Origin of the sequence: Streptomyces sp. NPDC002779 (genome assembly GCF_042888685.1) — a bacterium.
Lineage (GTDB): Bacteria > Actinomycetota > Actinomycetes > Streptomycetales > Streptomycetaceae > Streptomyces.
In genome coordinates, this window is the sequence record NZ_JBIAQC010000010.1 from 139,108 (window position 1) to 154,635 (window position 15,528).

11 protein-coding genes are annotated in these 15,528 nt (G+C 72.1%); 6 read left to right on the top strand and 5 right to left on the bottom strand.

What is annotated here, in order from left to right:
* Window positions 1–83: 83 nt before the first annotated feature.
* From ACFYW5_RS26910 to ACFYW5_RS26935, 6 genes are all read left to right on the top strand, one after another.
* Window positions 84–1,445 (top strand): ABC transporter substrate-binding protein, encoded by a 1,362-nt coding sequence (locus ACFYW5_RS26910; protein WP_389419659.1) that lies wholly within the window; start codon window positions 84–86, stop codon window positions 1,443–1,445.
* 64 nt (window positions 1,446–1,509) lie between these two features.
* On the top strand, window positions 1,510–2,421 hold the full coding sequence (locus ACFYW5_RS26915; RefSeq protein WP_389419660.1) for a carbohydrate ABC transporter permease: 912 nt from the start codon (window positions 1,510–1,512) through the stop codon (window positions 2,419–2,421).
* Window positions 2,418–3,311, top strand: coding sequence for a carbohydrate ABC transporter permease (locus ACFYW5_RS26920; RefSeq protein ID WP_389419661.1), 894 nt, complete (start codon window positions 2,418–2,420; stop codon window positions 3,309–3,311). The genes ACFYW5_RS26915 and ACFYW5_RS26920 overlap by 4 nt, the downstream gene beginning before the upstream one ends.
* Window positions 3,308–5,341: a beta-galactosidase gene (locus tag ACFYW5_RS26925; RefSeq protein WP_389419662.1), complete on the top strand. Its 2,034-nt coding sequence runs from the start codon at window positions 3,308–3,310 to the stop codon at window positions 5,339–5,341. Before ACFYW5_RS26920 ends, ACFYW5_RS26925 begins: the two co-directional genes overlap by 4 nt.
* Window positions 5,342–5,390: 49 nt before the next feature.
* Entirely contained in the window at window positions 5,391–7,547 is a 2,157-nt protein-coding gene (locus ACFYW5_RS26930) for an alpha-galactosidase (RefSeq protein ID WP_389419832.1), read from the top strand.
* A 125-nt stretch (window positions 7,548–7,672) separates the two neighbouring features.
* A complete protein-coding gene (locus tag ACFYW5_RS26935; RefSeq protein ID WP_389419663.1) occupies window positions 7,673–8,665 on the top strand; it encodes a LacI family DNA-binding transcriptional regulator in 993 nt (330 codons plus the stop codon).
* Between the two features lie 20 nt (window positions 8,666–8,685).
* On the opposite strand, the gene ACFYW5_RS26940 is transcribed toward ACFYW5_RS26935, so the two are convergent.
* The 5 genes from ACFYW5_RS26940 to ACFYW5_RS26960 form a co-directional block, all read right to left on the bottom strand.
* Window positions 8,686–10,170 carry an aldehyde dehydrogenase (NADP(+)) gene (locus ACFYW5_RS26940; protein WP_389419664.1) on the bottom strand — a complete coding sequence of 495 codons (1,485 nt, stop codon included), beginning with the start codon at window positions 10,168–10,170 and terminating at the stop codon, window positions 8,686–8,688.
* 38 nt (window positions 10,171–10,208) lie between these two features.
* Entirely contained in the window at window positions 10,209–11,288 is a 1,080-nt protein-coding gene (locus tag ACFYW5_RS26945) for a (Fe-S)-binding protein (RefSeq protein WP_389419665.1), read from the bottom strand.
* Window positions 11,285–12,664: an FAD-binding oxidoreductase gene (locus ACFYW5_RS26950; protein WP_389419666.1), complete on the bottom strand. Its 1,380-nt coding sequence runs from the start codon at window positions 12,662–12,664 to the stop codon at window positions 11,285–11,287. The genes ACFYW5_RS26945 and ACFYW5_RS26950 overlap by 4 nt, the downstream gene beginning before the upstream one ends.
* 52 nt (window positions 12,665–12,716) lie before the next feature.
* The gene (locus tag ACFYW5_RS26955; protein ID WP_389419667.1) at window positions 12,717–14,699 is read right to left on the bottom strand and encodes a hypothetical protein; all 1,983 of its coding nucleotides are present in this window, start codon (window positions 14,697–14,699) and stop codon (window positions 12,717–12,719) included.
* Window positions 14,700–14,782: 83 nt separating this feature from the next.
* On the bottom strand, window positions 14,783–15,520 hold the full coding sequence (locus tag ACFYW5_RS26960) for a ribonuclease activity regulator RraA (protein ID WP_389419668.1): 738 nt from the start codon (window positions 15,518–15,520) through the stop codon (window positions 14,783–14,785).
* Window positions 15,521–15,528 lie beyond the last annotated feature (8 nt).

Genomic DNA, 15,528 nt, shown 5'->3' on the forward strand with positions numbered 1-15,528 from the left:
CTGAGCCTGTTGACTTTCGTTGATTTCGGATGTCTCTTGTGCCCACCGCTTCATCGGAGCGGATCCCGGTGCAAGGAGCAACCATGGCGATGCGTGATCGCACATCACTGGTCGGACGCTGCGTGATCGGCGGAACGGTTCTGGCCCTCACGGCGCTGACCGCCTGCGGTGGAGGTGACGGGGGCGACAAGGCCGGCAGCGGAGGTGAGGCGTCCTGCAAGCCGGCCTCGGGCAAGGTCACGCTGGACTACTGGTCCTGGGTCCCGGGCATGCAGAAGGCCGTCGACGCCTGGAACACCAAGAACCCCGACATCCAGGTCAAGCTGAAGACGACCCCCTCCGGCAACGCCGGCACGTACCAGAACCTGTCCAACGCCCTGAAGGCCGATAAGGCGCCGGACCTCGGTCAGGTCGAGTACGACTCCCTGGCGAGCTTCCGGCTCAAGGAGGGGCTGACGGACATCTCGTCCTGCCCCGGCGTCGAGGAGGCGGGCGACACCTTCGTCGACTGGACCTGGTCGCAGGTGGAGTTCGGTGCCGACGGCGAGGACGGCGTCTGGGCGGTGCCGCAGGACACCGGCCCCATGGCCCTGTTCTACCGCAAGGACATCTACGACCAGCTCGGTCTCAAGGCCCCCGCCACGTGGGACGAGTACGCGGAGCAGGCCCGCACGCTGAAGAAGGAGGGCAAGTACATCACCCACTTCTCCCAGACCGACCCCAACTGGTTCACCGGCCTGCTGTGGCAGAACCAGGCCACCATGTTCGAGCGTGACGGCGACACCTGGAAGGTCACCGTCGACCGGCCCGAGAGCCGCCAGGTCGCCGACTACTGGCAGAAGCTGATCGACGACAAGCTCGTCGCCACCGGCCTCCAGGGCTTCTCCCCGGCGCTGTACAAGGCCTGGAACACCGGCGAGGTGGTCACCTGGGTCAGCGCCGCCTGGGGTTACAGCACCATCCGCGACAACGCCAAGTCCACCGACGGCAAGTGGGCGGTCGCCCCCATGCCGCAGTGGGAGGAGGGCCAGGAGCAGGCCGGCAACTGGGGCGGCTCCACCACCACGGTGATGGCCGGGACCGAACACCCCGCGGAGGCCGCCAAGTTCGCCCTGTGGCTGAACAGCGACCCCGAGGCGCTGGAGATCCTCAACCGCGAGGGCGGGCTCTATCCGGCGGCCAAGGCCGGTCTCGACCTTCCGGCGCTCAAGCAGCCGGTCGACTTCTACGGCAAGCAGAAGATCTTCGACGTCTTCGCCGAGGCCTCGGCGAACGTGGACACCGACTTCACCTGGGGTCCGACCATGACGGACACCTACCGCTTCCTCAGCGACGGCACGGCCAACGCCATCGCCGGCAAGAGCACCCTCGGCGACGTGCTCGAGGACACCGGCGCGCAGAGCGCCGAGTCCCTGCGCAAGCAGTCGCTCGACGTGGCTGAGTGATCGGTCCCTCCCCGGCCTCCCCGCCGCCCCCGGGCGGCGGGGAACAGCACCTCAAAGGCTGCCCGTGACATCCACCAACGCCCCGGCCCCGGCGCGCCGTCGACCGCGCCGGACCCTCATCCCCTACGCCTTCCTGGCACCCTTCCTCATCCCCTTCGTCCTGTTCACCCTCGTCCCGGTCGGGTACGCCTTCTGGCAGAGCCTGCACAAGACCGAACGCACCGGCGGCACCTTCGGCCGCACCGAGACGGTATTCGCCGGGTTCGAGCAGTACGGACGGGTCCTTCAGGAGGACTACTTCACCGAGAGCCTGCTGCGCGTCCTCGGCTTCGCCCTCGTGCAGATCCCCGTGATGTTGCTGCTGGCCCTGGTCCTCGCGCTGCTGCTGGACTCCGCGGTCGCGCGCGCCAAGCGGTTCTTCCGGCTCGTCTACTTCGTGCCGTACGGCATCCCCGGCGTCGTCGCCGCCCTGATGTGGGCGTTCCTGTACGACCCGCGGCTGTCGCCCGTGGTGGACCTGCTGCGGTCGGCCGGTATGCATGTCGACCTGCTCGGCCCGGACGCGATCCTGTGGTCCATCGCCAACGTCGTCACCTGGACGTACACCGGCTACAACATGCTGATCATCTACGCCGCCCTGCAGGCCGTGCCGGCCGACATCGGCGAGGCGGCCCGGGTGGACGGGGCGAGCGGCTGGACCATCGCCCTGCGCATCAAGATCCCGATCATCCGTCCGGCCCTCATCCTCACCGGGGTCTTCTCCATCATCGGCACCTTCCAGCTGTTCACCGAGCCGCAGGTCTTCCGGTCCATCTCCACCAGCGTGACGAGCACGTACACCCCGAACCTCGCCGCGTACTCGCTCGCCTCCGGCGACAACTACAGCGAGGCCGCCGCCCTGTCGGTCGTCCTCGCGCTCGTCACCTTCGTCCTGTCGTTCGCGTTCCTGCGCTTCACCTCCAGGAGGCAGGGATGAGCTTCCTCACCCGCACCGAGGGCGCCCACGCCCCCTCCGCAGGCCGCAGGCCGCGCACCGGCCTGTCCACCGCCGCCGCCGTGACCTTCATGATCGCGGTCGCCTGCTACATGCTGCTGCCGGTCTACTGGCTGCTCGTGTCCTCGACCAAGAGCCAGAGCGACCTGGTCAGCACCCCCGGTTTCCGCACCGCCGAATGGCACTTCGGCGACAACCTGTCCTCGCTCTTCGCCCAGCAGGACGGCGTCTACGCCCGCTGGCTGCTCAACAGCCTGCTGTACGCGGGCGCGGGAGCCGCCGTCGCCACCCTGCTGGCCGCGGCGGCCGGCTACGCGCTCGCCAAGTACGCCTTCCGCGGCCGTGAGGCGGTCTTCTCCGTCGTCCTCGGCGGAGTCCTCGTCCCGGCCACCGCGCTCGCCCTGCCGCTGTTCCTGATGTTCGCCGAGCTCGACGCCACCAACACCTTCTGGTCGGTGTTCCTGCCCAGCATCGTCAGCCCGTTCGGCGTGTACCTCTCGCGCATCTTCGCCGCCGCGTCCGTCCCGGACGAAGTGATGGAGGCCGCCCGCATGGACGGAGCGAGCGAGTTCCGCATCTTCCGCACCATCGCACTGCGCCTGATGGCACCCGCGCTGGTGACCGTCTTCCTGTTCCAGTTCGTCGTCATCTGGAACAACTTCCTGCTGCCCCTGATCATGCTGCAGGACGAGCGTCTCTACCCCGTCACCCTGGGCCTGTTCACCTGGCAGTCGCAGACCAGCCGGCTGCCCGAACTGCAGACCCTCACCATCGTCGGCGCCCTGGTCTCGGTCGTGCCGATCGTGCTCACCTTCCTCCTCCTGCAGCGCTACTGGCGCGCCGGACTCGCCGCTGGAGCCGTGAAATCGTGAACCACCCCCTCGCCGAAGTGACCCGCCGACTCGGCGGGATCGCCTACGGCGGCGACTACAACCCGGAGCAGTGGCCGCGCGAGGTCTGGCGCGAGGACGCCCGCCTGATGCGCGAAGCGGGCGTCAACCTCGTCACCGTCGGTGTCTTCTCCTGGTCCCGCATCCAGCCACGGCCCGGCACGTACGACTGGAGCCTGCACGACGAGGTCCTGGACCTGCTGCACGCCCACGGCATCGCCGTCGACCTGGCCACGCCGACCGCCGCACCGCCCCCCTGGTTCACCCGCCGGCACCCAGAGGCCCGGCCGGTCACCGCCTCCGGCACCCGGCTCGCGCACGGCAGCAGGCAGGTCTTCTGCCCCAGCAGCCCCGCCTACGCCGAAGCGGCCGACGCCCTCGTCACCGAGCTGGCGGCCCGCTACGGCAGCCATCCCGCCCTCGCCCTGTGGCACGTCCACAACGAGTGGGGCAACCACAACGCCCTGTGCTACTGCGACACCAGCGCGGCCGCGTTCCGGACCTGGCTGAAGGAGCGGTACAAGACCCTCGACGCGCTCAACGACGTGTGGGGCACCGACTTCTGGAGCCAGCGCTACGGCGACTGGGAGGAGATCGACCCGCCCCGGGACACCACCGCCTTCCGCAACCCGGGCCAGGAACTCGACTACCGCCGCTTCTCCTCCGACGCGTTGCTCACCCGGCACCTCGCCGAGACGGCTGTGCTGCGCCGTACCACTCCGCAGGTGCCGATCACCACCAACGTGATGGGCACCCTGGAGAAGAAGGTCGACGGCTACGCCTTCGCCGCCGAGTGCGACCTGGTCTCCGTCGACCACTACCTCCCCGCCGCCGACCGCGACGGCCACATCGACCTGGCGCTCAACGCCGACCTCGCCCGCGGCATGGCCGCCGGCCGGCCCTGGCTGCTCATGGAGCACTCGACGTCCGCGGTCAACTGGCAGCCCGTCAACGTGGCCAAGCGGCCCGGAGAGACCCGGCGCAACAGCCTCACCCACCTGGCCCGCGGCGCCGACGGGCTGATGTTCTTCCAGTGGCGGCAGTCCCGCGCCGGCGCCGAGAAGTGGCACTCCGCGATGCTCCCGCACGCCGGCACCGACGGCCGGGTCTGGAAGGAGGTCAGTGCGCTCGGCGCGGAGCTGGCCTCCCTGGCCGAGGTCACCGGCAGCCGGGTGCAGAGCGAGGTGGCCGTGCTCTTCGACTGGCACAACTGGTGGGCCCTGGAACTGCAGGCCCGGCCCTCCGGCCAGTTCCGCTACCTGGACGCGGTCCGCGACTGGTACGAGGCGCTGTGGACCATGAACATCACCTGCGACCTCGTGCCCCCCGGCGCCGACCTGACACCGTACCGGGCCGTCGTCGCCCCCAACCTGTACCTGCTCTCCGACGACGACACCGACAACCTCACCCAGTACGTGCAGCAGGGCGGCCACCTCGCGGTCGGCTGCTTCAGCGGGGTCGTCGACGACTCCGACCGGGTGCGGCCGGGCGGTCATCCGGGAGCCCTGCGGGAGGTGCTCGGACTCGTCGTGGACGAATTCCTGCCCCTGCGGACGGGCGAACGGGCCCGGCTCGACGACGGAACGGACATCGTGCAGTGGGTGGAGCGCGTCGAACCGCGGGGCTGCACCACGGTGGTGCGGTACGAGGACTCGGCGGACGGCGGCCCGGCCCGCGGCGGCCCGGCCGTCACCCGGCACGGCTTCGGCCGGGGCACCGCCTGGTACGCGGCCGGCCGACTGCCCGTACCCGCCCTGCGTGACGTGATCCGCGCGCTGGGCGAGCAGGCCCGCCTCACCCCGGTCGTCGAGGCACCGCCCGGGCTGGAGGCGGCGCGGCGCGTGGGGGAGCGGTACTCCTATCTGTTTCTGATCAATCACACTGACCAGACCGTCACGGTGCCCGTCACCGGGGTGGGCCTCGGCGACGCCGACGTCACCGACGGCCGGGCCGTGGTCCCGCCCGGGGGAGTGGTCGTCGTACGCGAGGATTTGTCGTCCACCCCGGACTGACCTGCTGTCGGATCCGCGAGAACCTGCGAGGAAGGGTCACGTGACCACCATGCCCACCCGCCCGGTCCCGTCGTCCACCGGTGCGTCCCGCCGCGTGGAGCTGGACGAGGACAGCGGCACCGTGCTGCTGCGCACCGCTCAGGGCGCCTACGTGTTCCGGGTGGACCGGGCCGCGGGCATCGTGCGGCACCTCCACTGGGGCGCCGCGCTGCCGCTCGCCGACGCGGTCGCGCTGCCGCCCTGGAGCGAGCACGACAACAGCTTCGCCGGCCGCTGGGACGGAACCGAGGAGTACCCGGTCGACGGCGGAGCCCGCTTCGGCGTGCCCGCCTTCGAGGTACGTTTCGCCGACGGCAGCAGTCCCGTCGAGGCGACCGTGCGGGACGTCGTCCTGGTCGAGGAAGACCATGTGGTCGTCCAGCTGCGGGACCGCACCCGGCCGCTGGCCTGGCAGCTGCACTACCGCGTCCCGCCGGACGGTGACGTGGTGGAGCGGTGGGTGGAGTTCGCGCACACCGGCACGGCACGGGACGGGGACGTGCTGCTGGTCCGGTACGCCTCCGCGCACTGGCCGCTCCCGCAGCGGCCGGACTGGCGGCTCAGCTCCGTGTACGGGGGCTGGTCCGCCGAGGGCCGCCTCCAGCGGTCGGAGCTGCCGGTCGGCGAGACGGCGCTGGGCAGCAGGCGCGGCCACACCGGACACCACGCCAACCCCTGGGCCGCACTCGACGCCGGGGACGCGGGCGAGGAACAGGGGGAGGTCTGGGTCGTCGCGCTCGCGGCGAGCGGGAGCTGGCGGCTCACCGCGCAGCGCACGGCCGCCGGCCGGACCGGCGTACTGGCGAACGAGGGCCACGACAGTGCCGAGCTGCGCCTGCCGCCCGGTGGACGGCACCGCACCGCGGTCAGTCTCGCCCTCCACACCACCGGCGGCTTCGGGGATGCGAGCCGGGCCTTCCACCGCCACCTGCGCGCGCACGTCCTGCCCCACCCGGAGGAGGTGCGGCCGGTGCTGTACAACTCCTGGGAGGCCACGGGGTTCGACGTGAGCGAGGACAACCAGATCGCTCTCGCCCGCCGTGCCGCCGCCATCGGCGCCGAGCTGTTCGTGCTCGACGACGGCTGGTTCCTCGGCCGCGACGACGACCGGGCGGGACTCGGCGACTGGACGCCCCATCCGGAGAAGTTCCCCCGGGGCCTGCGGCCGCTCGCCGACGAGGTGCACCGCCTGGGGATGGCGTTCGGGCTGTGGGTGGAGCCCGAAATGGTCAACGCCGACAGCGACTTGTACCGCGCCCACCCGGAATGGGTCCTGCACCTCCCCGACCGCACCGCCACCGAGCTGCGGCACCAGCTGGTGCTCGACTTCTCCCGGCCGGAGGTGACCGAGTGGGCCCTCGGCCGGCTGCGTCAGGTGGTGACCGACCACGCGGTCGACTTCCTCAAGTGGGACTTCAACCGCTCGTTCACCGAAGCGGGTCACGCCGGGGGCGGCCCCGATGCCCGCCGCGTGCACGTCGAGCACGCCCGGGGGCTGTACCGGGTGCTGGACCAGCTGCGGGCGGAGTTCCCGGGGTTGCGGATCGAGGCCTGCGCGGGTGGTGGCGGACGCGTCGACCCGGGCATCCTGGCCCGCACCGACCAGGTGTGGACCTCCGACAACACCGATGCCGTGGACCGCCTGCGCATCCAGCACGGTTTCAGCCAGCTGTACCCGGCGCACGTGATGTCGGCCTGGGTCACGGACAGCCCCAACCCGCTGACCGGCAGGGCGGTGCCGCTGCGGTTCCGCTTCCACAGCGCCATGGCCGGGGTGCTCGGCATCGGCGGGGACCTGACGCGCTGGACGGACGCCGAACTCGCCGAGGCCGCCGAACTGATCGAGGTCTACAAGGACATCCGTCCCGTGGTGCAGCGAGGCGAGCAGTTCCGTCTCCTGGCGCCCGGCCAGGGGCCGTTGACGGCCGTGCAGTATCTCGACGGTGACCGGGCGGCTGTCCTGGTCTGGCGGCCCAGCACCGCGTTCGGTCCGCCGGAGGCGCCGCTGCGGCTGCGCGGGCTGGCAGACGCCGCCCGTTACCGCGACGAGGACACCGGGCGCGAGTGGTCGGGGGCCACGCTGATGGGCTTCGGCCTGACGCTGCCCGACCTGTCGGCGGGCGACTGCGCGAGCGCATTGGTCCGGCTGCGGCGCGTGGCGGGCTGACGAGAAGCGGGGCGTGGTGGGCTGACGAAAGCGGGCCGGAATCGTCGGCCGGACCACCCCGCGGAGAGCGCTCTCTCGACGGAACCGCACGTGAAGTAGGGTGTCCGTCGAAGGGAGCGTGAGTGGTGCGAGAACGGGTCACGATGGCCGATGTCGCCCGTGCGGCAGGAGTGTCGTCGGCCACGGTCTCCTACGTGCTCTCCGGCAAGCGGCCGGTGGCGCCCGAGACCCGGGCCGCGGTGGAAGCGGCGATCGAGGAGCTGTCGTTCACCGTCGACGTCACCGCGCGCAGTCTGCGGACCGGCCGGTCGAGCCTGGTGGCACTGATCGTGCCGGACATCGCCAACCCCTTCTTCGCGCAGCTCGCGGCCACCCTGCAGGAAGAACTGCGCGGCCTCGGACTGCACGTCGTCGTCTGCAACACCCGCGCCCGCCAGGACGAGGAGCGCGCCCTGCTGGCCGAGGCGCTCCAGCAGCGCTTCGCCGGTGTCATCATCACCCCGTTCCGGCTCAACCCGGACGACTTCAAGCCGCTCGTCGACGCCGGTATGCCCGTCGTCGTGAGCGCTGACGTCTCCTTCGGCCCGATCGACCTCGTCACGCCCGACGCGCGCGTGGCGACCCGGCGCGCGCTGGAACGGGTGGCCGCGGCGCAGCGACGCCGCATCGCCATGATCGCCGGTCCCCGGGACGCCACCGGCGGGGATCCCCGGCTGCAGCACCTGCGCGCCGTGGCCCTGCAGTTCGGCATGTCGCTTCCCCACGACCTGGTGGTCAGGGGCGAGCACACCCGGGAAGCCGGGGCGGCCGGCTTCGGCGAGCTCATGAACCGCCGCTACCGCCCCGACGCGGTCTTCTGCGGCAATGACGTGATCGCCGTCGGCGCCCTGGACAAGGCGCACGAACTCGGCATCGACATCCCCGGCGATGTCGCCCTGATCGGCCACGACGACGCCTCCTTCGCGTCCCTGGTGCGCCCCCAGCTGACCACCATCCGCTACCCGGCGGCCGAGGTCGGCCGAGCGGCGGCGCGGCTCCTCACCGAGCGCCTCGACGGCCGCAAGGTGCACAAGACGGTGCACGTCAAGGCGGAGTTCGTGGCACGCGCGTCGGTGTGAGCCCCCGGCCGCGGCCCCCGTCAGGAGGCCGCGCGTCCTGGTGGGACGGTACGCCGGGCGTCGTCCACCTGCTGCGGGACGTTCCAGGGATTGGCGCGCTGGAGCGGGGCCGGCAGCAGCTGCTCCGGCATGTTCTGATAGGCGATCGGGCGCATCCAGCGCGTGATGGCCCTGCTGCCGACGCTGGTGTGCAGGGGGGAGGTCGTCGCCGGCCACGGGCCGCCGTGGTGCATGGCGGGCGTCACGGCGACGCCGGTGGGCCAGCCGTTCCAGATCAGGCGTCCGGTGTGCAGGGCGGCTGCCAGGAGACGGGCCAGGGGCTCGTCCTGGTGTTCCTGGCCGTGGACGGTCGCGGTGAGGCTGCCTGGCAGGGTGTGCAGGGTGGCCAGCAGGTCTTCCGTCGTGGTGTACGTGATGATCAGCGAGGCCGGGCCGAAGCACTCCTGGAGGAGTTCGGGGTGCGCCCGTACGGACTCGGCCGTGGTGGCGAGGAGGGCGGGGACGGACGCCCTCGCGTCGTCCGGGGTTGGCGCACGGTGTACGGAACGTACGGCCGGGTGCGTGGCCAGTTCTTCGAGGGTCGCGCGGTAGGCGGTGCTGATCCAGGAGCCCAGTAGGGGGGCCGGGGGGACAGCCGCGACGGCCCGGCGGAGATGGTCCTCCAAGGCGTGCTCGGCCGGCAGGAAGAGCAGGCCCGGCTTGGTGCAGAACTGTCCCTGGCCCAGGGAGACCGAGGCGATGTACTCGCGGACGATGTCCGCGCCGCGTGCCGCGCAGGCCGCCGGGGTGACCACCACCGGGTTCACAGAGCCGAGTTCGCCGTAGAAGGGGATCGGGTCTGGACGGCTACCGGCCAGGTCGAACAAGGCGCGGCCACCGGCGGTGGAGCCGGTGAAGCCGACCGCGCGGATGGCGGGATGGGTGACCAGGCTCCGGCCCTCCTCGCGGCCGTGGACGACGGACAGGACGCCGGCCGGGAGGACTTCGGCGGCCAGTTCACCGGTCAGGTCGGAGAGCCGGGGGTGTCCCTCGTGCGCCTTGACCACCACGGGGCAGCCCGCGGCGAGCGCGCTTGCGGTGTCACCGCCCAGCACGGAGAAGGCGAACGGGAAGTTGGAGGCCGAGAACACCGCGACCGGCCCCAGCGGCACCAGCATGCGGCGGATGTCGGGCCGGGGTGCGGGCTGCGCCGAGGGGTCGGGCGGGTCGATCATGACGTCCAGGAAAGCGCCCGCCTCGGCCACGTCGGCGAACATCTCCAACTGCGCCTGTGTACGCCGTATTTCGCCGCGCAGGCGGTCCACCCCGAGCCGGGTCTCGTCCTCGGCGACGGCCGCGAGGTGGGCGGCGTTCTCGCCCAGTGTGTGGGACAGGCCGCGCAGGAGCGCGGCTCGCTCGGGCAGGGGGAGGCCGGCGAGGGCCGGGGCGGCCGCGTGGGCCTGGGCCGCGGCGCGGGCGGTGGCCGTGGCGGCGTCCTGTGACGGCGCCGTGGTGCGGGAAGACATGTGCTGCCTCTCGGTGGGTCGACTGAGGTGGGGGCCCGTCACCGGGGCCCGTTGTCCGCTGCTTCGGCGAGTAGTTCGGCGATGTGCACGGCCTTCACCCGGGAGCGGGCGCGGCGCAGACCGGTGCGCAGTTGGCGCAGGCAGCCGGGGTTGACCGCGGCGACGTAGTCGACGCCGGCGGCCTCGATCTCCCGGACCTTCGCGTCGAGGATGCGGCGGGATTCGCGGGGCCTGAGCAGGGAGTACGTGCCCGCCGCCCCGCAGCAGGTGGCGGCGGAGGGCAGCTCGACGTAGTCGGCGACCTGGCCGATCAGGTCGCGGGGCTGCTGCCACACACCGAGGCCGTTGCGCAGGTGGCAGGAGTCCTGGAGGGCGACGCGCGCCCGCCGTCCGTCCACGCGCAGTTCGCCCGACGCGCCGCGGTCGGCCAGGTGCGCGGAGAGTTCGCGCACTCGCTCCGGGCCGAGGACCGAGGACAGGTGGGCGGCGCAGCCTCCGGACGTGGTCACGATGGTGCCGGGCAGATCGTCCCCGAGGCGGTGCGCGAGGCGTTCGCCGGCTGCCGTGTCTCCGTTGTGGGCGTGCAGGGCGCCGCAGCAGCCCTGGCCGGCGGGGACGGCGGCGCCGGGCACCAAGGCCCGGGCCGCACGGCTGACCTTCGGGAACAGGACCCGTTCGAAGCAGCCGAGCATGAGGGACACCGAAGCTGCGGAGGCCTTCGACGACCGGTGCCTGCCGCGGGCTGCTCTGCGCACCAGGCCCAGGGGGCGGAAGACGGGACGCATCCGGGCCGCCAGCATCAGGGCCCGCGCCGGCAGCGGCTGTCTGCGGCCCTTCCACTGGTGGTCGCGCCACTGTTCGAGGAGCTGCCCGTACTCGACCCCCGCCGGGCACACCGGTTCGCAGGCGCGGCAGCCCAGGCACTGCGAGGACTGCTCCTGCAGTGTGGGGTCGTAAGGGTCGAGGTCGCCGTTCTGGAGGGCGCGCATGAGGTTGATCCGGCCCCTCGGCGAGGACGCCTCGTCCCCGGTCGCGGCATACGTCGGGCAGGAGGGCAGGCAGAAGCCGCAGGAGATGCAGCGCGACAGCAGATCGGGGTCGAAGACGGAGTCGGTCATGAACCCAGCTTTCCGGGATTGAGGATGCCGGCCGGATCGAAGGCGTCCTTGACGCGGCGCAGCAACGCGACCTGTGATGAGCCGAGTTGCGCGGTGAGGTAGGGGAACTTGGCTGCTCCGACGCCGTGTTCACCGGTGATGGTGCCGCCGAGTTCGATGGCGGTGGCGAAGATGTCGCCGAAGGCGCGTTCCGCCCGGGCGATGGCCTCGGTGTCGTCGGGGGAGCCGATCACGCAGGTGGGGTGGAGGTTGCCGTCACCGGCGTGCCCGAAGGTCGCGATGGTGACGTCGTGCCGCTCGGCGATCCGGTCGATGCGCTCCACCATCTCGGCGATGCGCGGGCGCGGGACGGTCGCGTCCTCCAGGATGGTCAGCGCGCCGAGCCGGGACAGGGCGGGCAGGGCGCAGCGGCGTGCGGCGAGCAGGGCCGCGGCCTCGGCGACCTGGGCGGCGGTGGTGACCTCCAGTGCGCCGTGCGCGGCGCAGGCCTCGCTCATCCGGGTCAGGGCGCGGGTCACGGCGTCGGGTTCGCCGTCGTCGCCGAAGAGGAGCAGCGCGCCGGCGTCGGTGCGCAGGCCGAGTCCGGCGAAGTCCTCCACCGCCTGGATGCAGGACCGGTCGAGGAATTCGAGGGTGGCCGGCAGTACGCCGTCGGAGATGATCGCGGTGACGGCGCTGCCCGCGGCGGCGAGGTCGGGGAAGTAGGCGACTCCGGTGCCGGACGTCCGGGGTGCGGGGCGCAGTGCGAGGGTGGCCTCGGTGATCACGGCGAGGGTGCCCTCGGAACCGGTGAGCAGGCGGGTGAGGTCGTATCCGGCGACGTCCTTGTGCAGGCGCCCGCCGGTGCGGATCACTTCTCCGGTGGGCAGGACGGCCTCCAGGCCGAGGACGTAATCGCGGGTGACGCCGTACTTGAGGCCGCGCAGACCGCCCGCGTTGGTGGCGATGGTGCCGCCGATGGTGGCGACGGTGCGGCTGCCCGGGTCGGGTGCCCACAGCAGACCCCGCCCGGCGGCCGTGTCGGCGAGTGCCGCGCTGGTGACGCCCGGCTGGACGCGGGCGAGCAGTTCGGCCGGGGCGACTTCGAGGATGCGGTCGAGGCGGGTGAGGGCCAGGACGATGCCGCCGCGCAGGGCGACGGTGGCGGCGCACAGGTTGGATCCGGCGCCGCGCGGCACGACCGGAACGCCGTGCCGGGTGGCGAGTTCCAGAATGGCGGACACCTCTTGGGTGTCGGCGGGGAAGACCACGGCGTCGGGCTGTGCGGTGAACAGCGGGGTGGCGTCCCGGCTGAAGGGAACGAGGTCGCCGTCCGCCTCGCGGTAGTGCGCGTCGCCGACGATCGACTTCAGCGCGGCTCGGACAGGGGCTTGCACGGTTGCCTCCTGGGCCGGTCCCCGCCCGGCGGGGGCGGGGACCGGCTGGGCGCTAGAACTTGATGACGGAACGGTCCGCGATGAGCACGGGCGAGTCGTACACCGGTATGTCCTTGAAGGTGTACGTGCTGCCCTGCGCCGACCAGTTGGCGGCCGGGATGTCGTGGACGGCGCCGGTGCGGACGTCGACGTAGACCGGATCGGCGAAGTCCCCGCCGGTGAAGGTGAGGTCGGTGGCGGTGCGGGCGGTGCTCTCGCTGGGCTTGGCCGTGCCGGACCAGACGCTGACGATCTGCCGGCCGGTGTCGCGCTTCGCGAACGCCTGCACGGTGAGCGGGGTGTCGGGGGTCGTGCTCCAACGGTAGCCGGGCAGCGGCTTGGTGCCGGCGAGGACCGACGCCACGGTCTGCACGGCGTAGTACGAGGGCTTGGCGTAGCGGATGCTCTTGTCGGTGTTGGTCTGCAGCAGCCCCTTGCTGTTGATCTTCGAGGGGTAGTGCAGGTCGGAGATACTGAAGACGCTGGTGCTGATGTCGCGTCCGAGGTCGTTGAGCACGCGGCGCAGGACCCACTTGGTCTGGCTGAGTTCCGTCCAGTCGAGGTCACCCAGGGCGCCGAAGCTGCCCGGCCTGCTGGGCGCGCCGTTCTCGCCCTGGCGCAGGACGGTCCCGGGCGCGTACTGCGCGATCAGGTCCCGGATCTTCTGCACCTGCCCGTAGGTCCACGCGTCGTCGGGGTTGGGGTTGTACGGGTGGTAGCTGATGCCGTCCAGGAGGTCGGCCCTGCCCCGTTCGGCGAGCCGGACGAGGAAGTCCCGGGTGTAGGGCACGTCGATGCCGGCCTCGGACAGCCCGTAGATCACCGCGTCGGGCTGTTCGGCGCGAATGAGCCGGGCGGTGCGGATGAAGAAGTCGGTGTAGTCGCCGACGGGGATGCCCGCCAGGTTGGGTTCGTTCCAGATCTCCCACTCGGTGACCCGGTTCTCGTACCGCTTGACCATGGCGGTCACCCAGGCGTCCCACGCGGCCAGGGCCTCCGGGGAGGTGGGCAGATGGCCGCCGAGGCCGGACCCGCCGCCGCCGGTGTAGGCGCCGTTGCCGTAGGACAGCTGCATCCAGGGCTTGACGCCCCGGCTGAGGGCGTCGTCGACGATCCGGTCGAGCCAGGTCCAGTCGTAGACGCCCTTGGTCTTCTCCGTCTTCGCCCACCCGCCCTGGAGCCGGGTGCTGGTCGCGCCGAGCTTGCCCAGGTAGGGCGCGAAGGCCTGGTAGTCGGTGTAGTCGCGGTCGAGGGTCTCGGCGCCGACGATGAGCGGGGAGGCGCCGACCTCCCAGGCGGTGCGCGGGGCGACGGACCCGAGGCGGGGCCAGCCCTGCGGGGCGCTCTCGGTGGTGGTGCGGACGTCGTCCAGCCAGGCGGTGCCCGTGCCGGCGGTGGAGGTACCGGCCGCGATGCTGCCCAGGGCCCTGGTGCCGGTCCGGAACGCCACGCCCTTGGCCTTGCGCGAGCCGTCCACCCACACGTCGGCGGTGCCCGAGGACGGGTGGGCGACCACGCGGATGTCGTACCAGCGGTCGGCCGTGTACGCGCCGAGGTCGACGCGCTCGGCCGCGTTGTAGGTGTACATGCGCCCGTCGGTGCCCAGGGCGACGGTGACGCTGTGTCCGCCGCTGCCGTCCAGGTGCACGCCGATCGTCGCGGAGGTCTGCGCGGCGCGCAGCCGGAAGCCCGCGACGACGGTCGAGGTGGTGGTGCCGAAGGTGGTGCTCGCGGTGACCGGGGCGCTGGTGGAGGTGTCCCGCAGCCGCAGGCTCCGGTCCACGGTGCCGGGCACGTCCTGCACGGCGGCATCACCGGCCGCGCCGGTGACCTGCCAGCCGGCGGGGGTGCTGCCGGGTGCGGTGGTGTCGAAGTCGCCGGTGATGTCGGCCGCGGTGGCCGGACCGGCGGTGGCGACGGAGATCAGGCCGCCGACGAGCGCGCCGGCCATCAGGACGGCGAAGGGCCGCCTGACGGTGGGGGAGGGGGTGACCATGTGTTCCTGCCTTCTTCCTCGGAGGCTGGTCCGGCCGGACGGCCGGCCCGCGGCGGTTCCGCCCGCCGCGGGAAGTGGGTGGGTCAGTCCTGGGCGGACGGGGCGAAGAGGGACTCCTCGTAGGCGCGCAGGGTCTCGGCGTCCGCGGGATAAGTGCCGCGCAGGGGTGCACCGGCGGCGACCCGCTCGGTGATGAATTCCTCCAGCCGCTCCTGTTCCCGCGCCTGACGGGCGATCACCGCGACGAGGTGGCGGGGAATGCAGACCACGCCGTCGGCGTCGCCGACCAGGACATCGCCCGGGTAGACCGCGACACCGGCACAGCCGACGGGGACCTGGAGGTCGACGGCGTGGTGCAGGGCCAGGTTGGTCATCGCCGCGGCACCGGTGGCGTACACGGGCAGCGGGAGGCGCCCGATCTCCTCGATGTCGCGCAGCGTGCCGTCGGTGACCAGTCCGGCGGCGCCCCGGACGGACAGCCGGGTGAGCAGGATGTTGCCCGCCGACGCGGCGCGGCCCTCGCCCCGGCAGTCCACGACGAGGATCTGGCCGGGCCCGACCTGTTCGATGGCGGCGCGCTGGGGGTGGTCGTAGTCGTCGTACACGTCGAGGATGTCGATGTCCTCGCGCGCCGGGATGTACCGGAGGGTGAACGCCTCGCCGACCATGCGCGGCGCGTCGGCGGTCACGCGGGTGAGGCCGGCGAGGAAGGTGTTGCGCAGGCCGTGCTTGAACAGCTGCGTGGTGATGGTGGCAGTGCTGGCCTCGCGGAGAGCGGCCAGGTCGTCGGGGTTGAGCGGCGCCTGGGGCGTCTCGGTCATGATGCGGG